Source organism: Acidaminococcus massiliensis, from assembly GCF_900095825.1.
Taxonomy (GTDB): Bacteria; Bacillota; Negativicutes; order Acidaminococcales; family Acidaminococcaceae; genus Acidaminococcus; species Acidaminococcus massiliensis.
The window spans coordinates 1,253,433-1,273,123 of the sequence record NZ_LT608315.1; the positions used below are offsets into that span (position 1 = coordinate 1,253,433).

Here is a 19,691-nt window from a genome sequence, read left to right on the forward strand (position 1 = left end):
AAAATCGGCTGTCGCCAAGAAAGCGGCAGCCGATTTTTGTGTGCATGAAAGGAGAACGTACCGTGAAAAATTGGAAGAAGATGGTGGGGGTGCTGCTGGCCGGGGCCCTGGTGCTGGGCGGCTGTGGCGGCACGAAAAAGGAACAGGCGGTTGGGAGCAAGACCATCCCGGAACTGAAGATCGCCATTTCTCCTTATCAAGATGCGGATACCCTGCGGACCAAGACCGAGCCCCTGGGGAAGATGCTCCAGACCAAACTGAAGGAAAAGGGCTATGAGGTGCAGAAAATCACCCTGAATGTGGGCACTTCCTACAATGCCGTGGGGGAGGCACTCAGTGCAGGCAGTGCTGATGTGGGCTTCATTTCCGGAGCCACCTATGTGCTCTGCGACCGGGATGTGGATGTGCTGCTGACGGCGCTCCGGGAAGGCATCGACAAGGACACCACGGATCTTTCCGTATGGAACAACGGCCAGCCGGACAAATTCACCAAAAACCTGGTGAAGTATTATCGCTCCGCCCTGGTGGTGGGGCCCAGCCCCAAGGGACAGGCTCTCCTGGCCAAAGTGAAGCGGGGAGAAAAGCCCACTTGGGAGGAACTGGACAGCCTGAACTGGGCGGTGATGAGCCCTGCCTCTGCTTCTGGGTACCTGTATCCTTCCCTATGGCTGAAGGAAAACTACGGGAAGACCCTGAAAGACCTGTCCCATGTGGTCCAGTCCGATTCCTATACCACTTCAACGGCTCGGCTGGCTTCCGGCCAGGTGGATGTGATGGTGGCCTATTCCCATATCCGGGCCAAAATGGAAAAAGATTGGCAGGTCAAACTGGGGGGGACCGGGTCCATCTGGGATCAGACCGGGATCATCGGGGTCACGGGGAAGATCTTCAATGATACGGTGAGTGTGAGCAAGACCAGCAAAGTGATGCAGGATCCGGCCTTCCGCAAGGCACTGGGAGAAGCCCTGATCGAAATCGGGAAGACAGAAGAAGGGCTGAAGGTGCTGAAGACCATCGGCCACAAGGGCTATGACTGGGCCCAGGCCTCCGATTACGATGGAGAACGGAAGATCCGGAAGGAACTCCAATGAACCCGACGGTACTGGAATTGAAAGCCGTTTCCCAAGCCTATGAAAAAGGACATCCCATTCTCCAGGGGGTGTCCCTTTCCGTACCCCAGGGTTCCTTTGTTTCCTTGATCGGCCCCAGCGGTGCCGGGAAGACTACCCTGCTCCGGCTGTTCAATGGCATGGTACGGCCGCTCTCCGGTGAAGTATGGGTGGAAGGCCGCCGGTTCGACACCTTGAAAGGGAAATGGCGCCGGCAGGTCCAGCAGCAGGTGGGGATGATCTTCCAGGATTTCTGCTTGGTGGAAGAGAGCAGCTGCCTGGAAAACGTACTTTGCGGGGCCCTGGGACGGATCAGCCTGTGGCGGGCCCTGTGGGGAAACTTCCCAGAACGGGAAGTGCAGAAAGCCCGGCAGGCTCTGGATCTGGTTGGGCTGGGCGGACGGGAAGATACCTTGGCCGGCAGCCTTAGCGGGGGTCAGAAACAGCGGGTAGCCATTGCTAGGACTTTGGTCCAGGAAGCGTCCGTCATCTTGGCCGATGAACCGGTGGCTTCCTTGGATCCAGGGACGGGAAAAGCCATCCTGGAACTGCTCCGGCAGCTGCAGGAAACCCAGGGGCTTACCGTGGTGATGAACAGCCACAATGTGGAGCAGGCCATGGCATTTTCCCAGCAGGTGGTGGGGCTCCGGCAGGGCCGGATCCTGTTCCAAGGGCCGGCGGATGTCTGGGATGAGGAGAAGCTCCGGGGATTGTACAGGAGGGACTCATGACCCAAAGATACCAACCGCGGATGGGATGGATCCTGCTGCTGGGGCTGACGGCCGGATCCCTGGCAGAAATCGGCTGGGATCCGGCATTACTGGGAGAACGGGGCGGCCGGTTCTTTGATATTGCCCGGGCCATGCTGCCCCCGGATTGGGGATTTTTCCGGGAGGCAGCTGGGCCTCTTCTCAGCACTGTGCGCATGTCCCTGGCAGGTTCTTTCCTGGGCAGTTCCCTGGGCCTTTTGGGAGCTGTGCTGGGCAGCCGTTGGACCAATCCCCATAGCTGGATCCGGATCCCTTTCCTGTGCGCCATCCAGCTGCTGCGGACGGTGCCGGCCTTGATCCTGGCTCTTTTGTGCACCTTCCTGGTGGGACTGGGGAGCCTAGCCGGTACTTTAGCCCTGACCCTCAGTACCTTTGGGGTGATGACCCGGCTGGGATATGAAGATATGGAAACATTGGACTGGAAAACAGCCCGAGCCCTGGAAGCCTCTGGCTGCGGCCGGGGAAAAGCCTTCTGCCGGGCTCTCCTGCCCCGGCTGCTGCCCGGGTATCTGACCAACGCTCTGTACCTGTGGGAATCCAATGTGCGCCAAGCGGCCATCTTGGGCTATGTGGGAGCCGGGGGCATCGGGCTGCTGCTGAACCAGCAGCTGGCCTGGCGGGACTATGGCCGGGTGGGGACCTTGCTGGTACTGCTCTACGGTGCGGTGCTGGTGTCGGAAAGTCTCAGTGAAGCCCTGCGGAAAGTCCTGAGAGGCCAGTGGAGGCTCCGGTCTTGGATGAAAAAAGGCCTGAGTGTCTTGGGACTGCTGCTGCTCCTGGGTTCTCTGGGAACCTTGGAACCAGCAGGAAATGGCGGCATGGGTGCGGCCCGGGCCATGCTGGAGGGACTTTTGGAACCGGATCCTTCCCTGCTGTTTTCTCTGGAAAAAGATGCTGTACCCTGGCTGTTGGGAGAAACCTTCTGTATGGCTTTCCTGGGGACCTTGGGAGGGGGCTTGGCGGCTGGGTTCTTAGCTTTGGCATCCAGCTTCCGGTTCCTGCCAGTGGGGGCCGCTTTGGTGCCCCGGCTGGTCCTCCTGGGCATCCGTACGGTGCCGGTCTTTGTCTACGGCCTCATGTGGCTCCGGGTCACTGGGCCCGGGCCTTTTGCCGGTACCCTTACTTTGCTGGTGTGCAGCATCGGCCTTTTGGCCAAACGGTTCCAGATCGGGCTGGATAGTACGGACCCACGACCTTTTGCTGCCAGCCGGGCCATGGGTACCGGGTGGGCTGCCGCCTTCCGATGGACGGTCCTGCCCCAGCTGAAAAAAAGCGGAGCGGCTGCCCTGCTGTACAGACTGGACGTGAACCTTCGGGAGGCTTCCATCTTAGGCCTGGTAGGAGCTGGAGGCATCGGCACCCCGCTGATCCTGGCTCTCCAGCAGTACAAATGGCAGGAAGCCGGCGCCTTTCTTTGGGGCATGGCTGCCTTGGTGCTGGCGGTGGAATGGGGAAGTGAAAGATGCAGGAGATGAAAAGCGGCTTACTGCTTTTCATCTCCTGCATCTTTTTACCGTCTACCAACCGATTCCTGTCCCCAAATTTCCCCAGATCTTTTGTTATACTGGAAGAAAAGAAATCCCATTATAGGAGGTACGGGCCATGGAGAGCAATATGGAACAAAGAGGGATGCAGGCAGGGGAAAAAGGAATAGGGAGGGAAGAGACAGGGGAACTGGACCGGCTGTTCCTGGACCTTCCGCCCCGGGAGGCTTATCCTCTGATCCTGGCGAAAGCCTGGGAAGGCAGCGGCCGGGCTCTGCTACTCCTGGCTCTGTATCTGGACGGGGGATATGGGACCTTCTTCTTGGATCAGGGTCAGGCCCGGGTTTATGCTTCCGCTGCTTCCCAGGCCGGAGATCCGGTGGCCCCTGCCTTTTGCGCACTGAAAGACTTGCCCAATGTGGGAGAATCCGTCCGGGTGTTTGTCCGGCAGAGAGAAAAGATCCGGGCCCTGGCAGCAGAAGGAGACTTCCTGGCCCAGTACTATCGGGGTATCATGTACGCCTACGGGGAAGGAGAGGACCCTTCCTATGAAGACGCTCTGGCCTGGTTCGAGCAATCCGCTGCCCAGGGTTTTGCGGCCGCCCAGCTGGCCATGGGTTCCTTTCTCCGGTTGGTGGATGGGGGGAAAAATGGCAGCTGGCGGGAGAAGCGGCTGGAATGGTATCGAAAAGCTGCAGCAAAAGGCCATGCAGAAGCCCAGCTCCGCCTGGCCCAGGAATACCGGCTGCGCTGCCATGACCTGGACCAGGCCAGGATCTGGTACGAAAGAGCCGCCCGCCAGGGCCATCCCGCTGCCTGTGAGATCATGGGGACCTTCTGGGAAAATGGATACGTAGGCCGGGCAGACCCTGTCCAAGCACTGGCCTGGTACCGCAGAGCTTACCACAGAGGCAGCCGTACCGCCTGCTTCGCCATCGCCAGCCTGTACGAAGAAGGGCAAGGCGTCCCCCAATCCTGGCAGCAGGCGGCACTGTGGTATAAAAAATTTTGGGAAAGATAGGAATTGTACTGAAGTTTGGACAGGAAAGAGTGTATGATGGGAGTAGAAAATAAAAATTGATAGTTTGTCATTGTCAGAAAACTATGGTACTATCATTTTGGAAATGGGAATTGATAGATTTTTATAGAGAAAAGAGGGAATTGTATGGCTGCTTTTGATAAGTTTATCCATCAGTATCAGGTTTCGAAGACCCTGCGTTTTGCTTTGATTCCCCAGGGGAAGACTCTTGAAAACACTAAAAATAACGTTTTGCAGGAGGATGATGAACGTCAGAAAAATTATGAAAAGGTCAAACCGATCCTGGACCGTATCTATAAAGTATTTGCAGAGGAAAGCCTAAAAGATTGTTCTGTGGATTGGAACGACCTGAACGCCTGCCTGGATGCCTACCAGAAAAATCCTTCCGCTGATAAGCGTCAAAAGGTAAAAGCTGCCCAGGATGCACTCCGGGATGAAATCGCTGGCTATTTTACCGGGAAACAATATGCGAATGGAAAAAATAAAAATGCGGTGAAGGAAAAAGAACAGGCCGAATTGTACAAAGATATTTTTAGCAAAAAAATTTTTGATGGAACCGTAACCAATAATAAATTGCCCCAAGTAAATCTTTCTGCAGAGGAAACAGAGCTTCTGGGCTGCTTTGATAAATTTACCACTTACTTCGTCGGTTTTTATCAGAACAGAGAGAATGTTTTTTCGGGGGAAGATATTGCAACGGCCATTCCCCATCGGATCGTCCAGGACAATTTTCCAAAATTCCGGGAGAATTGCAGAATCTACCAGGACCTCATAAAAAATGAACCGGCACTGAAACCTTTGCTGCAGCAGGCTGCTGCTGCAGTGATGGCTCAGAACCCCAAGGGAATCTATCAGCCAAGGAAATCGTTGGATGATATTTTTGTGATTCCATTTTATAATCATCTGTTGTTACAAGATGATATTGATTATTTCAACCAGATCTTGGGAGGCATCAGCGGTGCTGCAGGACAGAAAAAAATCCAGGGCCTGAACGAAACCATCAATCTATTCATGCAGCAGCATCCCCAGGAAGCTGACAAATTAAAGAAGAAGAAGATTCGCCATCGGTTCATCCCTCTTTACAAGCAGATTTTAAGCGATCGTACCAGCTTTTCGTTTATCCCAGAGGCTTTTTCCAATTCTCAGGAAGCCCTGGATGGGATAGAAACCTTTAAAAAATCCTTGAAAAAGAACGATACCTTTGGCGCTTTGGAGCGGCTCATCCAAAATCTTGCTTCTTTAGACCTGAAATATGTTTATCTTTCCAATAAAAAAGTCAATGAAATATCCCAGGCTTTGTATGGGGAATGGCATTGTATCCAGGATGTGCTGAAGCAGGATTTTTCCCTGGAATCGCTTATCCAGATAAATCCGCAAAATTCTTCCAATGGATTCCTTGCCACTTTGACCGATGAAGGCAAAAAAAGAATCTCCCAGTGCAGGAATGTCCTTGGGAATCCGTTGCCTGTCAAATTGGCGGATGACCAGGATAAAGCACAGGTCAAGAATCAGCTGGATACGCTGCTGGCTGCTGTCCATTATCTGGAATGGTTCAAAGCGGATCCTGACCTGGAAACCGATCCGAATTTTACGGTTCCTTTTGAAAAAATCTGGGAAGAGTTGGTTCCTTTGCTGAGCCTTTATAGTAAAGTACGGAATTTTGTGACCAAAAAGCCTTATTCTACAGCAAAATTCAAGCTGAATTTTGCCAACCCCACATTGGCCGATGGCTGGGATATCCATAAAGAATCAGATAATGGAGCCTTGTTATTTGAAAAAGGAGGTTTGTATTATCTGGGGATTATGAATCCCAAAGATAAACCTAATTTTAAATCTTATCAAGGGGCCGAACCATACTATCAGAAAATGGTTTATCGGTTCTTTCCGGACTGTTCCAAGACAATACCAAAATGTTCTACCCAGAGAAAAGATGTGAAAAAATATTTCGAAGACCATCCCCAAGCCACTTCCTACCAGATTCATGATTCAAAAAAGGAAAAATTCAGACAAGATTTTTTCGAGATTCCCCGGGAAATCTATGAATTGAACAATACTACGTATGGTACGGGGAAAAGTAAATACAAGAAATTCCAGACCCAGTATTATCAGAAGACCCAAGATAAATCTGGATATCAAAAAGCCCTTCGCAAATGGATCGATTTTTCCAAAAAATTTTTGCAGACGTATGTAAGTACCTCAATTTTTGATTTCAAGGGGCTGCGTCCCAGCAAGGACTATCAAGATTTGGGGGAATTTTATAAGGATGTCAACAGCAGATGCTATCGGGTCACTTTTGAAAAAATCAGGGTACAAGATATCCATGAGGCTGTAAAAAATGGCCAGCTGTATCTGTTCCAGCTGTACAACAAAGACTTTTCCCCCAAAAGCCATGGTCTGCCCAATCTCCATACCCTTTACTGGAAAGCAGTTTTTGACCCCGAAAATTTAAAGGATCCGATTGTGAAACTCAATGGGCAGGCTGAATTGTTCTATCGTCCCAAGAGCAACATGCAGATTATCCAGCATAAAACCGGTGAAGAGATCGTAAATAAGAAACTGAAGGATGGGACGCCAGTCCCTGATGATATCTATCGGGAAATCTCTGCTTATGTACAAGGCAAGTGCCAGGGAAATTTATCTCCGGAAGCTGAAAAATGGCTGCCTTCAGTGACCATTAAAAAGGCTGCCCATGATATTACCAAGGACAGACGGTTTACGGAAGACAAATTCTTCTTCCATGTTCCCATTACCCTGAACTACCAAAGCTCGGGCAAACCAACTGCCTTTAATTCCCAGGTCAATGATTTCTTGACAGAGCATCCAGAGACCAATATCATCGGTATCGATCGGGGAGAAAGGAACCTGATTTATGCGGTAGTTATAACTCCCGATGGGAAAATCCTGGAACAAAAATCCTTTAATGTGATCCATGACTTCGATTATCATGAAAGCTTGAGCCAGAGAGAAAAACAGCGGGTGGCAGCCCGCCAGGCATGGACCGCCATTGGTCGGATCAAAGATCTGAAAGAGGGGTATCTGTCTCTGGTCGTCCATGAGATTGCCCAGATGATGATCAAATACCAGGCTGTGGTTGTACTGGAAAATCTCAATACGGGATTTAAACGTGTCCGTGGAGGGATTTCAGAAAAAGCCGTCTATCAGCAGTTTGAAAAGATGCTCATAGAAAAACTGAATTTCCTTGTGTTCAAAGATCGGGCCATAAATCAGGAAGGCGGGGTACTGAAAGCGTATCAGCTGACGGACAGCTTCACCAGTTTTGCAAAATTAGGGAATCAAAGTGGATTCCTGTTCTACATCCCTTCCGCTTATACATCTAAGATAGATCCAGGCACGGGCTTTGTAGATCCTTTCATCTGGAGCCATGTTACAGCCAGTGAGGAGAATCGGAATGAATTTCTGAAGGGGTTCGACAGTTTGAAGTATGATGCCCAATCTAGTGCTTTTGTCCTGCATTTCAAGATGAAGAGCAACAAACAGTTCCAAAAGAACAATGTGGAAGGATTCATGCCTGAATGGGATATCTGCTTTGAGAAAAACGAAGAGAAAATCAGTCTGCAGGGAAGCAAATATACTGCCGGAAAGCGGATCATTTTCGATTCCAAGAAAAAACAGTATATGGAGTGTTTTCCCCAAAATGAACTGATGAAGGCCCTGCAGGATGTTGGCATCACTTGGAATACGGGGAATGATATCTGGCAGGATGTCCTTAAGCAGGCGTCGACTGATACTGGGTTCCGGCATCGCATGATCAATCTGATCCGCTCCGTGCTGCAGATGCGCAGCAGCAATGGAGCAACCGGCGAAGATTACATCAATTCGCCCGTCATGGATTTGGATGGCCGTTTCTTCGATACCAGGGCGGGTATCCGGGATCTGCCGCTGGACGCAGACGCCAATGGGGCATACCATATTGCCTTAAAGGGAAGAATGGTCCTGGAGCGGATCCGCAGTCAAAAAAATACAGCCATCAAAAATACAGATTGGCTGTATGCCATTCAGGAAGAAAGAAACTGAAAAATGGAAGATGACTATCTGCCGATATTTTTTTGAATGATTTCATCTTTTGCCCGGTCTCCATATATTTTCATCAATTATATGGGGACCAGGCCCCCATTATGATGACAACCAAAGATTTTGAAGCCAAACAAATTATTTTTATTTTCCTGCAGCCTAAAGAAATCATTTCCTTTCAAAATGATAACATCCTCATAAAAACGGCTGACAGAAAAATCAAATATCAAATCACCTGTTATCGTATTTTTGCGTTATTTGTTGTGGGTCATTTTGTATTGACCAGTGGGTTGATACAACGCTCCCACAAATTTGGCTTTCCGATCTTTTTAATGACGAATGGGTTTAAACTCTATGAATCATTTGGAGGCCATATGGAAGGAAATATACTGCTGCGAAAACATCAGTATGAGTACCAGGGATTGGAGTTGGGAAAGCATATCCTGATGAATAAAGTGAAATGTCAGCGAGAAAATCTAAATCTCCAGCGGGACAAATCAGAAGAGCTGAAAAAGGCAATTGCTGCTTTGGATCGTTACATCAAAGAAATAGAATATTATCAGGGAAATTTAGAAGGCCTTTTGGGACTCGAAGGCTCGGCGGCCAGGATTTATTTTAAACAGGAGTTCAATAATGTCCAGTGGGGAGGGAGAAAGCCAAGGATCAAGAATGATTATATCAATTCGACTTTGGATATAGGATATACGGTACTTTTTAATTTTATGGATGCATTGCTGCGGATTTATGGATTCGATACGTATTGTGGTGTATTGCATCGGCAATTTTATATGCGGAAATCGTTAGTCTGTGATGTAATGGAGCCGTTTCGGGCTATCGTAGATCATCAAATCAGAAAATCCATTAATTTACAACAATGTGCTGAAGAAGATTTTCAACTTGTGGATCATCGGTATCTCTTGAAATGGAAGGAAAATCAGAAATATATTCAATTCCTGATGAAAGGAATCCTACAATACAAAATGGATATCTTTGTTTATGTCCAGCAATTTTATCGTGCATTCATGAAACAGAAAGACGCCAAGGATTATCCTGTATTTGAGATGATAAAATGATTATCTTGAGTTATGATATTGCAGATGACAGGCTGCGGAATCATTTTGCCAAGTACATCACAAAATTCGGACACCGCATCCAGTACTCTGTTTACCAAATTGACAACAGCAGCAGAGTGTTGGATAATATAATTAGTTATATCCAAGGCCACTTTGAAAAGAAATTTGGCCAGAGTGACAGCGTCTATATTTTTAAGCTGTCCAATACTTGTGAAGTAGTAAGGATGGGGTATGCTAAAAATGAAGAAAAAGATCTGGTCGTCTTTTGATTTTTGCAAACCTTCGTTTTACTTTGAAAAAAACAGTGAAAATCGTGGAAAATCACTTGGTACAATGGACGGGAACACTATATATTGTGGCAGACTCCAAGAAAAAAGCAATTTTTGATGGCTTAGGGGTCTAAAAGACCATATGAATTTCTACTTTCGTAGATCGATAGATTCAGCTCGTTGTTCAGCGTGTCTAAAAGACCATATGAATTTCTACTTTCGTAGATTCACTGGTCTGATATCAACCACCAAAAGTCTAAAAGACCATATGAATTTCTACTTTCATAGATGTAGATTGTAAGCGTGCATTGCAGGTTTTTTAGTCTAAAAGATTATATGGATTTCTATTTTCGTAGATACCATTATAGCGGTTCGCATTTTCCTCTATTTGCAAAATAGGGCTGTGGAATCACCGTGTCTTCGACGGTGATTTCCACAGCCCTTTCTTTAATTTTCCTCAATTATTCAACAAAACCCCTTTCAGTGCCTCACACAGCTCCATCCCCAGGGTATTGGGGCTCAGGGGATACCAGGAGGGATCCCCTGTTTTCCCGTGGCTGATTTCTTTTCCGAGGCCGTTGTAGGTGTATTGGTACAGATCGGCACAGACCCGCAGCCGTACATCGTATCGGCTCAACAGGAGGGTAGTCCGGGTACCGGTCAGGACCGTGCCTTTTTTCACCCATTTGTTCCACAGGGTCAGGATCCCGGTCTTTTCGTCGTACTGGATGCTCCGGGTATCGTAATAGACTTCATAATTGCTGTTGGCGCCGGCCAGGGTCCAGGCGGCCGTTTCGTCGGTGGGCGGCACTGGGGGCTGTTCTGCTGGAGCTGCTGGGGCTGCTGTGGAGTCGGCTGCCGAGGCTGTTCCAGAGTCTTTCCCTGTACCCTTCGCCGGTGCAGCCGTTCCGTCCGGGGCTTTGGCCTCTTTTGCTTCATTCGTTACAGAAACGGCCGTTGGAGAAACGGCTTTTTCCTTTTCCTGGGCAAAAAGCAGGGAAGGGAACAGGAAAAGAGAAACAAACAATATAGGAAGAAAAAGATTTTTTTTCATGAATGACATCCTTTCTGTGAATCCATGGCATTATTGTACCACATCGTGTTATACTATAGGTGAATTAACTGAAAGATTAAATTAAATCTTTTCAAAAGGAGGCAGAATCTATGAAAATCACCTTCTTGGGAGCGGATAAAATCGTCACAGGCTCCTGCCACCTGCTGGAAGTCAACGGGAAGAAGATCCTCCTGGACTGCGGCATGTTCCAGGGTCCCAAGCTGATCCGGGACCTGAACCGGCGGGAATTTGCCTTCAACCCAGGTGAAATCGATGCCGTGATCCTCAGCCATGCCCACATCGACCACAGTGGCCTTTTGCCCAAGCTGATCCGGGAAGGGTTCAAAGGATTCATCCACTGCACCCATGTGACGGAAGAACTCTGCGAGATCCTGCTGCCGGACTGCGGCCACATCCAGGAATCCGATGCAGAGATCGCCACCCGGAAAGGGCTCCGTGCCGGGAAGCAGGCGGTGGAACCTCTCTATACCGCCGATGACGCCTACCTGGCCCTGAAGCACTTCATCCCCCACGATTACGATGAAGACATCGAGCTGTACCCAGGGATCACCTTCCGGTTCCGGGTGGCCGGCCACATCCTGGGCAGCGCCCTGGTGAACCTGATGATCGAAGAGAACGGCAAGAAGACCAAATTGATCTTCACCGGGGATATCGGCCAGCCCAACGTGCCCATCCTGGATGATCCCCACCAGATTTCCGGGGCAGATTTCATCATCACTGAATCTACCTACGGGAACCGGCTCCATGAACAGGTGGACCGGGAAAAGGAATTGTGCGACGTGATGAAGGAAGCCCTGAGCCGGGGCGGCAACGTGATCATCCCCGCCTTCGCCGTAGGCCGTACCCAGGTGATGCTCTACTATTTCCAGAAACTCATGTCCAGCGGACAGCTGCCGGTGGTCCCCATCATGGTGGACAGCCCCATGGCCATCAAGGCCACCCAGGTGATGCTGTTCAACCCGGAGGAATACGATGAAGAAGCCCGGACCATCTTCAAGAAACAGGGCGGGCGGCTCATCGATATGCCCAATGTGAAATATACGGAAACGGCGGCAGAATCCAAGGCCATCAACGACATGCCCAGCCCCATGATCATCATTTCCGCCAGCGGCATGGCCGATGCCGGCCGGGTGCTCCACCATCTGAAACACAACCTGTGGCGGAAGGATTCTTCCGTGATCTTTGCCGGCTACCAGGCAGAAGGGAGCCTGGGACGGCGGCTCATCGACGGCGCCAAGAAGGTGAAGATCATGGGCGAAGACATCGCCGTGGGAGCCAAGATCTACAACCTCACCGGCTTTTCCGCCCATGCGGACCGGGACCAGATGCTGGCCTTCTATAAAGGGATGGAACGGAAGCCCAAAGCCTTCTTCGTGGTACACGGGGAATACGATGCGGCCAGCTCCTTTGCCCATCTGCTGAATACGGAACTGGGCACTGCCACCTACATCCCCAATTTCGGAGATGCAGCCATTATCGACGGCACCGACTGGCGGATCGAAGAGACCAAGGTCATCACCAGTGCACCGGCCATCCAGGCCATGCGGGATTACCTGCGGAACTTCGAAAAGGATTACCTGGTTTACAAGGGACGGATGGAACAGCTCATCACCCACGATCCCCGTCGGATCCCCGATATTCGGGCCAAGATGGACAAGATTCGCAAGTATATCGACGATGTGATGAAGACCCTGTAAATGAATTTGACATACGGATGGGAAAAGCATATAATAGGAAAGTCGAAATGATGTAGTTTACTTTGAGGATGCTTCTTTGACGGGCATCCTCTTGATTTATCTGGAAATAAGAGGGGATTGGGCTTTTATGATTAGAAATGATTTGCGTAACATTGCCATCATCGCTCACGTCGACCACGGCAAGACCACTTTGGTGGATGCCATGCTGAAGCAGAGCGGTGTATTCCGTGCCAACCAGCAGGTGCAGGAACGGGTCATGGACTCCAACGATCAGGAAAGAGAACGTGGCATCACCATCCTGGCCAAGAATACCTCCGTCATGCATGATGGCTGCAAGATCAACATCCTGGACACTCCGGGCCATGCTGATTTCGGCGGCGAAGTGGAACGGGTGCTGAACATGGTGGATGGCGTGCTGCTGCTGGTAGACGCCTACGAAGGCCCCATGCCCCAGACCAAATACGTGCTGCGCAAAGCCCTGGAACATCATCTGAAACCGGTGGTGGTCATCAACAAGATCGACCGTCCTGATCAGCGGGTGGAAGAAGTGGTGGACGAAGTGCTGGATCTGTTCATCGAACTGAACGCCAACGATGACCAGCTGGATTTCCCGGTGGTCTATGCTTCCGCCAAGAAGGGCGTTGCCAAGCTGTCCATGGATGACGACAGCGACAACCTGGAACCTCTGTTCCGCACCATCATCGACAGCATCCCCGCTCCCGATGTGGATGTGGATGCACCGCTCCAGATGCTGGTGAACACCCTGGACCACGATGATTATGTGGGCCGGATCGTGGTAGGCCGTGTGGTCCGCGGGACCATCCGGAACGGCCAGAATGTATGCCTGATGCACGATGACCAGCGCTCCAACCAGAAAATCGGCCGTCTGTACACCTATGAAGGGCTGAAACGGGTGGAAGTGCCGGAAGCCAAGGCCGGGGACATCATCGCCCTGATCGGCCTGAACACGGCAGAAATCGGCGACACCATCGCTGACGTGGACAACCCGGAACAGCTCCAGGGGATCAAAGTGGATGAACCCACCCTGTCCATGACTTTCTCCGTCAACGACAGCCCCTTTGCCGGCCAGGAAGGGGATTTCATCACCAGCCGTCACCTTCGTGACCGTCTGTACAAGGAAGTGGAGACCAACGTTTCCATGCGGGTAGAAGATACGGACAGCGCCGATACCTTCAAGGTATCCGGTCGTGGGGAACTGCACCTGTCCGTGCTCATCGAAGCCATGCGTCGGGAAGGGTTCGAACTCCAGGTCGGGAAACCCACCGTCATCATGCGCCGGGATGAAAACGGCAAGCTGCTGGAACCTATGGAAGCTCTGACCATCGAAGTGCCCCAAGATTTCATGGGTGCTGTGATGGAAGGCCTGGGGATCCGGAAAGCGGAACTCCAGAACATGACCGAAATGGCCGGCTATCTGCGGATGGACTTCATCATCCCGGCCCGGGGCCTGATCGGCTTCCGGAACCAATTCCTCACCGATACCAAGGGCAACGGCATCATGAACCATGTGTTCGCTGGCTGGGGTGCCTATAAGGGCGAGATCCCGGGCCGTACCCGGGGCAGCCTGGTGGCTTTCGAAGCCGGCACCACCACGGCTTACGGCATCGACAAATGCCAGGCCAGAGGCACCATGTACGTGAACCCTGGTGAAGAAGTGTACGAAGGGGAAATCGTCGGCGAAAACAGCCGGGAAGACGATATGGACGTAAACCCCTGCAAGAAGAAACACGTTTCCAACATGCGTGCTGCTGGGAGCGATGATGCGGTCCGTCTGGTTCCGCCCCAGACCTTCTCTCTGGAAGGGGCCCTGGAACACATCAATGACGATGAAACCGTGGAAGTCACCCCCAAGAGCATCCGTATGAGAAAACGGGTCCTGTCCCGCCTGGAACGGGCCCGCACCAGAGCACGGAACGCTCGGGCGTAAGAAAAAAGCTGCCGCATTGCGGCGGCTTTTTTGCTTTCTCCTCCAAATTGGTGTAAAATAAAAAGATACAAAGAAGGGAGGGATGTCACCCATGTTTGCCAGTTTCAAATCCGGGAAAGCTCACCAGGAGGAACGGGAAAATCCCGGCTTGACTCTTTTGGATACGCCCAATCTGGATTTGTGTCTCCGGACACCGGGCAGCCTGGAAGACATCGTCTCCTACGGCGACCTGATCATGGCGGGGAAGGGGCTGCTCGTATGCCTCAACGACCTGCCGGAACCGGATAAGATCCGGGCCCAGGACTACCTGGCCGGCATCGCCTACACCATCGGCGCCACCGAAACCGAAATTTCCCCGGAAGTGACCATGTACCTGCCGGGAGAAGTGGATACGATACGAGGATAAGAGAAAGCTGTTGCTTGGCAACAGCTTCTCAGTCGGGAGTCGGAAGTCTGAAGCCTTAGGACAGGACCTGTCTTAACAGGCAGGTCCTTTTGATTGTGTAGAACCAGGAACGAAATCATTTTTAGAAATCATTTCGTACAAGATTTTGCTTATTCAAAAATTTGCCTGCAAATTTATCATCCGGCTCCAGACTTCAGACTTCTGACTTGAGCCGCTATGCGGCGCTACAGCTAAGGGTGTTGCTACGCAACACCCTTTTTTAAAGGAGCACCCATGAACCAATTCGTCCATTTACATACCCATACCCAATACAGCCTCCTGGATGGGTCCTGCCGTATCCCGGAACTGGTCCAGTATGCCAAGGAACTGGGGATGCCGGCTTTGGCCATTACGGACCACGGGGTCATGTACGGAGTCATCGAGTTCTACCAGGAATGCAGGAAAGCCGGGATCAAGCCCATCATCGGCTGTGAAGTGTACATCACCTCCGGGTCCCACCTGGACAAAAGCCTGGAAACCCGGAACAAGCTCTACCACTTGATCCTCCTGGCGGAAAACAAGGCTGGCTATCAGAACCTGATGAAGCTGGTATCCATCGGCGAAGTGGAAGGCTTCTATTATAAACCCCGGATCGATAAAGAAGTCCTCCGCCAGCACAGCGAAGGGCTCATCTGCCTGTCCGCCTGCATCGCCGGGGAAGTGCCCCGCCACCTGATCCGGGGCGAACTGGAAACCGCCGAGAAGACCATGCTGGAATACCTGGATATCTTCGATAGGGATCACTACTACCTGGAGATCCAGAACCATGGCCTGCCGGAAGAAGCCACCGTCCGCCGGGAACTCCACCGGCTGGCCCAGAAACACAATATCAAACTGGTGGCCACCAACGACCTCCACTACATCCATAAAGAAGATGCTTCCGGCCAGGATATCCTCCTGTGCATCCAGACCAACGCCCGGTACCTGGATCCCCAGCGGATGCGCTTCAACAACGATTCCTACTACCTGAAGAGCCGGGAGGAAATGGAAGCCATTTTCCCAGAAGACCAGGAAGCCCTGGACAATACCCTGGAAATCGCCCAGCGGTGCAGCCTGGAACTGGAATTCGGCCATCTGCTCCTGCCGGAATTCCCCCTGCCTCCCGGAGAGACCATGGACGGTTTCCTGCGGAAGCTCTGTGAAGAAGGCTTCCCTTCCCGGTACCCCCAGGATGACGGCACCGCTCGGAAACGGATGGAATACGAACTGGGGATCATCAAACAGATGGGCTATTCCGGCTATTTCCTCATCGTCTGGGATTTCATCAACTACAGCCGGACCCACGATATCCCGGTGGGGCCGGGGAGAGGTAGTGCTGCCGGCAGCATCGTGGCCTATCTGACGGGCATCACCAACATCGACCCGCTGAAGTACAACCTGATCTTTGAACGGTTCCTGAACCCGGAACGGGTGAGCATGCCCGATATCGATACGGATATCTGTTACGTGAAGCGCCACCTGGTGGTGGATTACTTGGCTCGGAAATACGGGGAGAGCCATGTGGCCCAGATCATCACTTTCGGGACCCTGGCGGCCAAAGCGGCCATCAAGGACGTGGGCCGGGCCATGGACATCCCCCTGAACGTGGTGAATCAAGTGAACAAGCTGATCCCCAACACCCCGGGCACCACCCTGAAAGGCGCCCTGGAAGGCAGCCGGGAACTCCGGGAACTCCGGGACCAGGATCCCAACATCGCCCAGCTCCTGGATTTCGCCCAGAAAGTGGAAGGGATGCCCCGGCATACCTCCACCCATGCAGCCGGCGTGGTGATCACTCCGGGGGAACTGACCAATTATGTCCCCCTCCAGATCACTTCCAGCAGCGACGACGAACATGAATACATCTGCACCCAATACGACAAGGACCGGTCGGAAAGCCTGGGCCTTTTGAAGATGGATCTCCTGGGTCTCCGGACCTTGACCGTCATCGACGATGCCTTGAAGATGATCAAAAAGAACCGGGGCACGGAAGTGGATATCCAGCACATCGACCTCCATGACCCCAAGACTTACAAAATGCTCTGCCAAGGAGATACGGCAGCGGTGTTCCAGATGGAAAGCGACGGCATGACCCGGCTCATGAAGCAGCTGGCTCCAGAAGGTTTCGAAGATTTGATCCCTCTGGTGGCCCTGTACCGGCCCGGCCCCCTGGGCAGCGGCATGGCGGAAGACTTCATCGCCGGCCGCCACGGCAAACGGACCGCCCAGGTGCTCCATCCCCTGATGGAACCCATCGTGGCCGATACCTACGGAGTGATCCTCTACCAGGAGCAGGTGATGCAGATCGTTTCTGCCCTGGGGGGCTTTACCCTGGGGGAAGCAGACATCCTGCGCCGGGCCATGGGGAAGAAAAAGGCCAAACTGCTGGATTCCATGAAAGAGAAGTTCCTGGATGGGGCCCAAAAGCTCCACGGCATCAGCCGGGAACTGGGGGACAAGATCTTTGCCCTCCTGCAGCATTTCGCAGGCTACGGCTTCAACAAATCCCATTCTGCCGCCTATGCCTTAGTGGCTTATGAGACCGCCTGGCTGAAAGCCAACTATCCGGTAGAATACATGGCGGCTTTCCTGAACAGCATCATCACCGTGGCGGACAAGGTGAGCTGGTACATCGGTGTCTGCCGGGATATGGATATCAAAGTGCTGCCCCCGGACATCAATACCAGCGAAGCCGGCTTTTCCGTGGATGGGCACACCATCCGGTTCGGCCTGGGAGCCATCAAGAGCGTGGGGGATGCGGCGGTTTCCGTGATCCTGGAAGAACGGGAGAAACGGGGCCCCTTCAAAGATTTCTTTGATTTCACCCGCCGGGTGGATCTTTCCAAAGTGAACAAGCGGGTGGTGGAAGCCCTGATCAAAAGCGGTGCTCTCAATGGCTTCGGCCTGCGCCGGAGCCAGATGCTGGCCATCATGGACCCGGCCCTGGAAGCGGCGGCCAGTGAACAGCGGGACCGGATCACCGGGCAGCTGGGATTGTTCGGAGAAGAAGAAATCGCTTCGGCCAGCACCATTCCCGTCCCGGATCTGCCGGAAATCCCCAAGGAAGAGATCCTCCGGCTGGAACGGGAACTGATCGGCTTCTATGTCACCGGCCATCCGTTAGATGCTTTCCGCACCGCCCTTCGTCGGCTGACGCCTTTGGCAAAATGCAGCGAGGAGAATTTCCGGGATGGAGAGCGGATCACCGTAGGAGGGATCATCTCGGAACTGCGGATCCGTTCTACCAAGAACGGGGACCGGATGGCTTCTTTCACCCTGGAAGACCTCAGCGGCAGCCTGGATGTGATCGCCTTCCCCCGGGCCTATTCCCTCAGCCGGCTCCAGATCGAGAAGGACCGGATCGTCATGGTCCAGGGCGTCCTGAAATTGGACGAGGAACAGGCCCGGATCTTCGCCAACAAAGTGGAACCCCTCCAGGAGGCGTCCAAAGAAGTCCATCTCCACATCGGACCGGGGAAGAATACCCAAACCGTCCAGCAGCAGCTGGGAGGTATCTTTGCCGCCTTTCACGGAAAGAATCCGGTGTACCTCCACATCGCCGATACCCGGAAAGTGATCCGGACCAATCCCCGATTTTGGGTGGACCTGGAAGCACCCGGCTTCCAAGAAGCCATAGAGCGGGTGCTGGGCAAGGGGAGTATGGAATTGTAGGGGGGTGTTGCCTGGGCAACACCCCCTTTTTCATAAGCAATCCCTTATGTTCTCGGAAAAATCCCCATTATTTGTCGTGCAATTCTGTAGAAATTTCCGTTACAGAACTTGTATAGAATTATCCGTCAATTTAGAATTAAAGAGGAAAAGAGAGGAAAACCCAGTATACAACTGGTGTTTCCGGGGGAGCGGGAGTTGCTACGCTAGTCTGACAAGTTTGTGCAATCCCTTGCATACCGGTAGAACACGTGTTAAAATGAGCTTGTGTGGTTTTGAACTATATGATTTTTAGGAGGTCGCTTTGTAATGAACATCGTTGTATGTGTTAAACAGGTGCCGGATACCGCTGAAATGAAGATCGATCCGGTTACCAACAACCTCGTCAGAGATGGTGTAACCAATATTATGAACCCCTATGACCAGTATGCTCTGGAAACGGCTCTGCAGCTGAAAGACGAACTGGGTGCCCATGTCACCGTCATCACCATGGGACCGCCCCATGCTGAATCCGTCCTGAGAGACTGCCTGGCAGTAGGTGCTGATGAAGCCAAACTGGTCAGTGACAGAGCTTTCGGCGGCGCCGACACCCTGGCTACTTCCGCAGCCATGGCCAACACCATCAAACATTTCGGGATTCCTGATCTGATCCTCTGCGGCCGTCAGGCTATCGATGGGGATACCGCTCAGGTAGGTCCTGAAATCGCAGAACACCTGGATCTGCCCCAGGTTACCGCTGCTCTGAAAGTTCAGGTCAAAGGCGACGAAGTCATCGTAGATAGAGACAATGAACAAATGTCCATGACCTTCACCATGAAGATGCCCTGCGTGGTGACCGTAATGCGCAGCAAGGATCTGCGTTTTGCCAGCATCAGAGGCAAAATGAAAGCCAGAAAGGCTGAAGTTCCTGTCTACACCGCTGCTGCCCTGGAAATCCCTCTGGACATCATCGGCAAAGCTGGCTCTCCGACTCAGGTCATGAAGAGCTTCACTCCGAAAGTGACTCAGGTCCACGGCGAAATCTTCGACGACGAAGATCCTGCAGTTGCAGTCGATAAGTTAGTGAACAAACTGATCGAAGACAAGATTATTACGAAGTGAG

13 protein-coding genes are annotated in these 19,691 nt (G+C 52.1%); 12 read left to right on the forward strand and 1 reads right to left on the reverse strand.

The window, feature by feature from the left end:
• Positions 1-62 precede the first annotated feature (62 nt).
• The 7 genes from BQ2657_RS06175 (at position 63) to cas2 (ending at position 9,776) form a co-directional block, all read left to right on the forward strand.
• Positions 63-1,091, forward strand: a complete 1,029-nt coding sequence (locus BQ2657_RS06175; RefSeq protein WP_198524521.1) for a phosphate/phosphite/phosphonate ABC transporter substrate-binding protein — start codon at positions 63-65, stop codon at positions 1,089-1,091.
• Positions 1,088-1,840 carry a phosphonate ABC transporter ATP-binding protein gene (gene phnC / locus BQ2657_RS06180; protein ID WP_075579845.1) on the forward strand — a complete coding sequence of 251 codons (753 nt, stop codon included), beginning with the start codon at positions 1,088-1,090 and terminating at the stop codon, positions 1,838-1,840. Before BQ2657_RS06175 ends, phnC begins: the two co-directional genes overlap by 4 nt.
• Complete coding sequence (locus BQ2657_RS06185; RefSeq protein ID WP_075579846.1) at positions 1,837-3,354, forward strand: PhnE/PtxC family ABC transporter permease; 1,518 nt, start codon at positions 1,837-1,839, stop codon at positions 3,352-3,354. The genes phnC and BQ2657_RS06185 overlap by 4 nt, the downstream gene beginning before the upstream one ends.
• A 127-nt stretch (positions 3,355-3,481) precedes the next feature.
• Positions 3,482-4,384 (forward strand): tetratricopeptide repeat protein, encoded by a 903-nt coding sequence (locus tag BQ2657_RS06190; protein ID WP_075579847.1) that lies wholly within the window; start codon positions 3,482-3,484, stop codon positions 4,382-4,384.
• 144 nt (positions 4,385-4,528) lie between these two features.
• On the forward strand, positions 4,529-8,437 hold the full coding sequence (gene cas12a / locus BQ2657_RS06195) for a type V CRISPR-associated protein Cas12a/Cpf1 (RefSeq protein WP_075579848.1): 3,909 nt from the start codon (positions 4,529-4,531) through the stop codon (positions 8,435-8,437).
• Between the two features lie 101 nt (positions 8,438-8,538).
• Positions 8,539-9,507 carry a type V CRISPR-associated endonuclease Cas1 gene (gene cas1 / locus BQ2657_RS06200; RefSeq protein WP_143224844.1) on the forward strand — a complete coding sequence of 323 codons (969 nt, stop codon included), beginning with the start codon at positions 8,539-8,541 and terminating at the stop codon, positions 9,505-9,507.
• Positions 9,504-9,776 (forward strand): CRISPR-associated endonuclease Cas2, encoded by a 273-nt coding sequence (cas2, locus tag BQ2657_RS06205; RefSeq protein WP_075579850.1) that lies wholly within the window; start codon positions 9,504-9,506, stop codon positions 9,774-9,776. The genes cas1 and cas2 overlap by 4 nt, the downstream gene beginning before the upstream one ends.
• Before the next feature lie 457 nt (positions 9,777-10,233).
• Here cas2 and BQ2657_RS06210 read toward each other — a convergent pair whose 3' ends face one another.
• Positions 10,234-10,830: a hypothetical protein gene (locus BQ2657_RS06210; protein ID WP_075579851.1), complete on the reverse strand. Its 597-nt coding sequence runs from the start codon at positions 10,828-10,830 to the stop codon at positions 10,234-10,236.
• A gap of 110 nt (positions 10,831-10,940) precedes the next feature.
• Here BQ2657_RS06210 and BQ2657_RS06215 point away from each other — a divergent pair, with 110 nt between their 5' ends.
• The 5 genes from BQ2657_RS06215 (at position 10,941) to BQ2657_RS06235 (ending at position 19,690) form a co-directional block, all read left to right on the forward strand.
• Positions 10,941-12,548, forward strand: coding sequence for an MBL fold metallo-hydrolase RNA specificity domain-containing protein (locus BQ2657_RS06215; RefSeq protein WP_075579852.1), 1,608 nt, complete (start codon positions 10,941-10,943; stop codon positions 12,546-12,548).
• A gap of 127 nt (positions 12,549-12,675) precedes the next feature.
• Positions 12,676-14,496 carry a translational GTPase TypA gene (gene typA / locus BQ2657_RS06220; RefSeq protein WP_075579853.1) on the forward strand — a complete coding sequence of 607 codons (1,821 nt, stop codon included), beginning with the start codon at positions 12,676-12,678 and terminating at the stop codon, positions 14,494-14,496.
• Between the two features lie 91 nt (positions 14,497-14,587).
• A complete protein-coding gene (sepF, locus tag BQ2657_RS06225) occupies positions 14,588-14,902 on the forward strand; it encodes a cell division protein SepF (RefSeq protein ID WP_075579854.1) in 315 nt (104 codons plus the stop codon).
• A 273-nt stretch (positions 14,903-15,175) separates the two neighbouring features.
• The gene (locus BQ2657_RS06230) at positions 15,176-18,592 is read left to right on the forward strand and encodes a DNA polymerase III subunit alpha (RefSeq protein WP_075579855.1); all 3,417 of its coding nucleotides are present in this window, start codon (positions 15,176-15,178) and stop codon (positions 18,590-18,592) included.
• Positions 18,593-18,898: 306 nt separating this feature from the next.
• A complete protein-coding gene (locus BQ2657_RS06235; protein WP_075579856.1) occupies positions 18,899-19,690 on the forward strand; it encodes an electron transfer flavoprotein subunit beta/FixA family protein in 792 nt (263 codons plus the stop codon).
• Position 19,691 lies beyond the last annotated feature (1 nt).